6 protein-coding genes and 1 riboswitch are annotated in these 5,902 nt (G+C 63.9%); of the genes, 2 read left to right on the top strand and 4 right to left on the bottom strand.

Going from position 1 to position 5,902, the window contains the following annotated elements:
• Positions 1-127: 127 nt before the first annotated feature.
• Positions 128-376, bottom strand: a complete 249-nt coding sequence (locus VJ307_06215) for a hypothetical protein (protein HJX73734.1) — start codon at positions 374-376, stop codon at positions 128-130.
• A gap of 182 nt (positions 377-558) precedes the next feature.
• Positions 559-1,869: an MFS transporter gene (locus VJ307_06210; GenBank protein HJX73733.1), complete on the bottom strand. Its 1,311-nt coding sequence runs from the start codon at positions 1,867-1,869 to the stop codon at positions 559-561.
• A 294-nt stretch (positions 1,870-2,163) separates the two neighbouring features.
• Between VJ307_06210 and VJ307_06205 the strand changes: the two genes are divergently transcribed.
• Together VJ307_06205 and VJ307_06200 are read left to right on the top strand one after the other, a co-directional pair.
• The gene (locus VJ307_06205) at positions 2,164-2,790 is read left to right on the top strand and encodes a putative sulfate/molybdate transporter (protein ID HJX73732.1); all 627 of its coding nucleotides are present in this window, start codon (positions 2,164-2,166) and stop codon (positions 2,788-2,790) included.
• A complete protein-coding gene (locus VJ307_06200) occupies positions 2,787-3,395 on the top strand; it encodes a molybdenum cofactor guanylyltransferase (protein ID HJX73731.1) in 609 nt (202 codons plus the stop codon). The genes VJ307_06205 and VJ307_06200 overlap by 4 nt, the downstream gene beginning before the upstream one ends.
• A gap of 26 nt (positions 3,396-3,421) precedes the next feature.
• Here VJ307_06200 and VJ307_06195 read toward each other — a convergent pair whose 3' ends face one another.
• Both VJ307_06195 and VJ307_06190 read right to left on the bottom strand, forming a co-directional pair.
• A complete protein-coding gene (locus tag VJ307_06195) occupies positions 3,422-5,074 on the bottom strand; it encodes a dynamin family protein (GenBank protein HJX73730.1) in 1,653 nt (550 codons plus the stop codon).
• 39 nt (positions 5,075-5,113) lie between these two features.
• Positions 5,114-5,184: riboswitch (Fluoride riboswitch) on the bottom strand.
• Between the two features lies 1 nt (position 5,185).
• On the bottom strand, positions 5,186-5,620 hold the full coding sequence (locus VJ307_06190) for an AMP-binding protein (GenBank protein HJX73729.1): 435 nt from the start codon (positions 5,618-5,620) through the stop codon (positions 5,186-5,188).
• Positions 5,621-5,902: the final 282 nt, after the last annotated feature.

The following is a 5,902-nucleotide window of genomic DNA, read 5'->3' as shown; positions in this document are numbered from 1 at the left end:
GCAAATGACGATCACCGGGGGGCAGGCGTCCACCGTCGCGCTCAGGGGTTCTACGGAAGAAGAGCAGTTCGTGGGATCTAAGGTAGTTCGAAGCGCCAAACGATAAGCCGGATTCGGTCCCCCGAACTCAGTGACAACGAGGGATGACGTAGGGTCCTTCGGGAACCACGGCGACGTCCGGGTCTCCATGGACCTTGACGCTTCCCATGACCGCTTCTTCGATCGAAGAGACAGAATCCACAAACACGTCCTTCAGGTCCTTTTCGGCGAGTCCCGTGATGTGGAGCTTGATGTTCCCGACCCGAAGAGCATTGACCAGCATCTCGGTCTGCCATTCGTCGATATGTGCCTTGTCGCGGCGTGTGAGGACGGACATGAACCGGTCGGGCCCCACTTTGATACAAGATCTACCGGTACAACTGCGGGCGCGGCCAACGGTTGCAGCAGTTGTGGGGAAAGGAGGCGGGGGGGAACTGACCCCTCGCGGGGCCTTGCCTGTTGTCGGGAAAGCATTGCGGGGAACGGCCGGACCGGGCCTGCCGCCCCCCTGCTCCCCGGTTATATCGCCGCGAAAACCCGTGCGCGTTTCTGCCGGAGCACCCCGACGAGGAGAAGGGAGATCGCGGCCAGCCCGACGAAAACCACGAACCCGCTCGCGTAGCCCCCGGCCCCCCGGATCTCGACGATGGTGCCCAGGATCGGCGGGATGGCGAATCCCCCGAACGCTCCTAACCCCCCCACCCATCCGGCGGCACCGCCGACCGCCTCGGGGACCTCCTGGGCGACCAGCTTGAACACGGCCGCGTTGGTCACCCCCATGCCGATGGCCAGGAAAATCCCGGCGACGACGGAGAGACGGAAGTTCCCCGAAAGGGTCATCATAAGCGCCCCGACCAGCATGAAGCACAGCGCAAGGATCCCCGTGAGTTCCCCGCCCAGGCGATCCGAAAGGTACCCTCCCCCCACCCGGACAAGTGAGGTCAGGATCGAGTAGGCGCCGGCGAGCGTCCCCGCGACGACGGGGGTGACCGCGTAGAAAGAGATCCAGTAGACGGGGAGCCAGGCGGTCAGGGCGATGAACCCGCCAAAGGTCGTGAAGTAGACCGCCACGAGAGCCCACGTTTTCCAGATCCTCGCGGAGAGGAGCAGGCTCTCGATCAGGTTGCCGGCCGGAAAGATCTCCTGGCCTCGTGCAGCGGAGGCCGGCTTGGCCTCCTCCACGGGTACACCCTGCGCGACCATCTGGAAGTACCACGCGTTCCTCCCGACGACCGCATAGAGGCCGGTTCCCGCGATGAGGAAGGCAAGCCATGCCAGGTAGGACCCCGCAAGTCCCATGGACACGAGGGCAAACGGCAGAAGGAGCGTGAAGATCCCGGGGGCGAGGTTCCCGATCCCCGCGTAGGTCCCCAAGGCGGTGCCGTGCCGGGCCTTGGGATACCAGTACGCCACCTGGCTGATCCCGACGGAGAAGGTGGCGATCCCGCAGCCGCAAAGCACTCCGAGAAACAGGATCAGCGGGAAGAAAGAACGGGGCATCCGCTCCGGGTAGTAGAAGTGGAGGGTCAGAAAGAGTCCCGCCATGCCGGCGATGGAGAGGAAGAGAAGGACCAGGAACGGTTTTCTCCCTCCCGTGGTATCGACCCAGGCCGAGAAGGGAATCCGCAGCAGAGACCCGGAGAGTGAGGGAGCGGCCACCAGGAGCCCGACCTCGAGGGGGCTAAGCCCCAAAATCCCCCGTAAACTTTTCGCGGTCGGGCCGAAGAGGGAAACAGCGGCAAAGCCGATGAAAAACCCGAGGGTGGCCCCGGCGAGTCCCCGGGCAGGCGTTCCCTTCGTGATCAGACCGATGTACCCTTTCGCCTTCATTTCCCGTCCCGGGCGCGTCAACTCGGCTTCTCGCATCCTTTGCGCGTGTAGTACCACCAGTTGATCGCCGTGGCGACGATGTAGTATGTCCCGATTCCGAGGTCACCCCCAGGCCCGTCGTCCGGGGAATCCAGCTCGGCATCGGACTCAAGCTTCTTCTGACGGGGGTTCAGACCATGCTCCCCCTCCCGATGGTCGGATGGGACAGCCTCCTGGTCGGCGGGGTATCCGTTGCCCTGATCGTCCTGTCCTATTTCCGGCGCAAGGTGCCCGCGGCTCTCATCCTGTTCCTGCTTGGGGGACCTCCTGCTTGGGGTCTCCCGGCCCGGCCTGTTCGAGAACTGGACGCTTACGACATGGGTTCCCGGGGTCATCATCCCCTCCCCCGCCGAATGGTGGCGGGGGTTCACGAAAGGGGCGATCGCCCAGATCCCGCTCACGCTGCTCAACTCCGTCGTGGCCGTCTGCGCCCTCTCCGGGGACCTGTTCCCCGGGAGAAAGATCCCCGAGGAGAAGATGGCGCGGAGCTTCGGGATCATGAACCTGATCTCGTGCTGGTTCGGCGGGATGCCGGTCTGCCACAGGGCGGGGGGCCTGGCGGGCCAGTATCATTTCGGGGCGAGGACAGGCGGCTCCGTCGTGTTCCTGGGGGGGATGAAGATGGCCGTGGGGGTCGCCGCGGCGACGGCGTTGCTGATCCCCCTCCAGAACTTCCCGCAGAGCATCCTCGGCGCGCTTCTCGTCTTCGCGTGGCTGGAATTGTCCCTCCCCGCGCGCGACCTTCCCGGCAGGGAGGATTTCCTGGTGGCCCTGCTCACCGCGGGACTGATCCTGTCCGTGAACGTCACGGCCGGGTTTCTGGTGGGAATCCTCTTCTGGGCGATCTTCAACGGAAAGAACAAAGGGGATCTCCCCCGATGAGGGAACCGGTCCACCGCATCCCGAACATGTCGGCCGCCATCCTGGCCGGAGGAAAATCCCGCCGGATGGGCAGAAACAAGGCGCTCCTTTCGTTCCGGGGCAGACCGCTGGTCGCCCGGGTATACGAAACCCTGCAACCCCTGTTCGAGGATATTTTTCTGGTCACCAACGACCCCGGCCTTTTCGACTTCGTCCCTTGCCCGAAAATCCCCGACCGGGTCCCGGGAAAGGGGCCGATCTCCGGGGTGGATGCCGCCCTGCGACACAGCCGGAATCCGTACGTTCTAGCCGTCGGTTGCGATGCACCGTTCCTTTCCCCCTCCCTATTGGAACTGCTGGCGGGAAAAACGGAGGAGGCCGACCTGGTGATCCCCTGCGGTCCCCACGGCCCGGAGCCTCTCTGCGCCGTTTACGGAAAGGGGTGCCTGCCGCTCATCGAGGAATCGCTGCAGAAAGGCGATTTTTCGCTCATGGCGCTCGTCGGCCGTTTGCGGACGCGGGAAATTCCTGCGGAAGAAGTCACCGCGGTCGATCCGGGTTTTCGCTCCTTCATGAACATCAACACGCCCGGGGATTTCCGGATGCTTTCCGACTACGACCAATAGGGGATGTTGCGGCCCCGCAGGATCGATCAGTGGAAGGCGGCCCCGGCTTCGTGGGAGTCCAGGAGATCCAGGGCTTTTTGAATGTCCGGCCTCCGGTCGCAGGCGTTGCCCACCAGCCCCTCGATGGTGGCCAGTTCGTTGGCCAGGAACGCCATCGACCGGCGGGCGAGGCCGTCGATCGAGGCGTTGACGGCGTCGGCCCATTGCGCGGCCAGCCGCGAGAGGTTCTTCTCCACCTCCCAGGGGATCCGCCGGAGGAAATGGCGCCGGACCAGCGGCCGGAAGATCCCCATCGGGATGAGGAACCAGAGCAGCTCGACACTGGTGTCGAACGCCCTTCCCGTCCGGACGTCGGGTCTCGACGGCTCCGCGATCTCGACGGTGAATTGCGCCCCCTCGAAGGGCAGGCCGAGGGCGCGCTCGATCTCCTTGGCGATCCTGTCCTGGAAGGCGCGCACGGTGCGGGAAAAGCTCGCCCGGGCCTGGAAAAGAAATCCCGAAAGCGGATCCCCGCCGGCGGCCGACACTTCCGCCAACTCCTCCTCGAGGGCCGCGGCGAGCCACTCCTGGAACTGCCGGGTCGTCTTCGCGAGATTCCCCTTCCAGCCTTCCATCTTTTCCGGGAGTGCTTCGCTCAACCGGCCGGCCACCTTCCCCTGATAGGAATGGAACCGCTCCCCGGCAGCCGTGCGGACGCGGGACTTCATGTCCCGGGAAAAGAGCGAGATCTCGCTTCGCACCGACCCGAGATCGCGCCGCTCCCGCGCAAGGGCCTCTTTCAGGTCCGCCTTTGCCTGCCCGGCTGCGGCCGCGGCGCCAAGAGCCAGGCGGAGATAGCCCCGGCAGCCCGCAGCGAGCGACCGGATCTTGTGATTCACGATCTCGTCGAACTTCTCCCCGCGCCTGTCGACGACCCGCCGGAGCAGGGACTCCCGCGCCTGCTCCCGGAACGTTTCGTAGCCCGGCATGATCGAATACGGGAGGATGGGGAGCTCCCTCCCGGTATGGTGCGCGACCTGCCGCCGGGTGAATTCGACGACCGCGTCGAGCTGACTTTCGGTCACCAGATCCGCTTTCGTCAAAAGGATCGCCGCTTCCGGGGTGTACCGGGACACCTCCTCGAGGAGCTTCCGGTCCTCCCCGGAGAAGGGATGGTTGACGCTCACCGCGAGGAGGGCCCCGCCCACCCGGGGAAGCCATTCCATGGAGGCAATCGTGTTGTGCGCGAAGATGGATCCCAGGCCCGGCGTATCGACGAAGCGGACGCCGGGAAACTCCGCGAGGGAGGGAAGCGACACCTCGACGATCGAGACCTTTTTCTCGTTCCCCGGATTGCGCTGCTCCGTCACGAACTCGGCCAACCGGTCCACCGGAATCTCCTCATCCCCGCCCCCCATGCGGTGAACGACGGCCCGGTCGGCCGTCCCGAAGCCGATCCTCGTGACGACGGCGGTCGCCGGAAGGACATCCACCGGCATGGCCTCTCTCCCGATCAGGCAGTTCAGAAACGAGCTCTTGCCCGCCTTGAACTGCCCGAGGACGGCGATGTCGACCACGCCGCCGCTTCGAAGGGTCTCGGACGTGGCCGCAACCTGCGGGGCAAGCGAGTCGATGCGGAATTGCGCGCAGATGCCTTGGATGGCATCCAGGCGGGTCTTGGGCGAAACATCCTCTCTCATCCGGCTATATCCCCGTTAATAAAAACTCCCGCGAAGGCAACCATCGCAGGAGTCATCAGCCGTCGGAAGAACAGGCGGTTTTTTCGGCGAACTCCATCGCCTGTTTTCTCCTCACGATAGCATGGCGGGCAGGAGTCGCTCAAGACTTTCGCACAGGTTCGGGGCCACGATCATCATGATCATGCACGACTCCCGTGCGGTGGATGAGTATCGGCCATTATATCTCCCGTGAATTCGATTCATCCCCTTTTTCCCCTGGAACACATTGTCCCCCCGGATCCAAACCTCACCCACGTCTCCCGTCGGCACGTCGACACCGTCGTCCCCCACCTCCCGGACTGTGACTCCCGCGAGGGGATACCCCACGCTTTTCGCCTTGCGCTGGGTCGGATCGATGAGATTGGACGCATTCATTCCGGTCTCGGTCATCCCGTAGCGCTCCAGGATCCGGAATCCCGTGACGCTCTCGAACCGGTGAAAGAGGTTGTCGGAGAGAAGCGCCCGTTCCGATCCCCAGGGGTGTTTCTTTCGATTCTTCCGGAGAATAAAAGGCCGACAAACCCGGGAGAACTACCTTCCGCAGATTCCAGGGGATTCTTGACGTAACCGGTGCGCAATTCTACATTAATATTAATGAATTTTATCGGCCTGCGGTCTCGATCTGCCGGTGGCCATCATGAGGCCCGGGAGATGAATGGACGCTTCCTTAGCGACCTGCTTCATGCGTTCTCGGAGCGCGTTCTTGGTCTGCGCGGCCACCGTTCTACATCCGCGACAAGGAACCAAGACATCCTACGGCTTGCCGAAGCGCTCCTATCCGGACGAGGG

The sequence above is a fragment of the Candidatus Deferrimicrobiaceae bacterium genome (assembly GCA_035256765.1).
Taxonomy (GTDB): domain Bacteria; phylum Desulfobacterota; class Deferrimicrobia; order Deferrimicrobiales; family Deferrimicrobiaceae; genus CSP1-8.
Note: the sequence above shows the minus strand (reverse complement) of the source record. Positions and strands in the feature narration are given on the sequence as shown.

What these genes read in the sequence shown, in the direction of transcription:
- VJ307_06215 (HJX73734.1), bottom strand. Translation starts at nt 376, where the DNA reads ATGTCCGTCCTCACACGCCGCGACAAGGCACATATCGACGAATGGCAG.
- VJ307_06210 (HJX73733.1), bottom strand. Translation starts at nt 1,869, where the DNA reads ATGAAGGCGAAAGGGTACATCGGTCTGATCACGAAGGGAACGCCTGCC.
- VJ307_06195 (HJX73730.1), bottom strand. Translation starts at nt 5,074, where the DNA reads ATGAGAGAGGATGTTTCGCCCAAGACCCGCCTGGATGCCATCCAAGGC.
- VJ307_06200 (HJX73731.1), top strand. Translation starts at nt 2,787, where the DNA reads ATGAGGGAACCGGTCCACCGCATCCCGAACATGTCGGCCGCCATCCTG.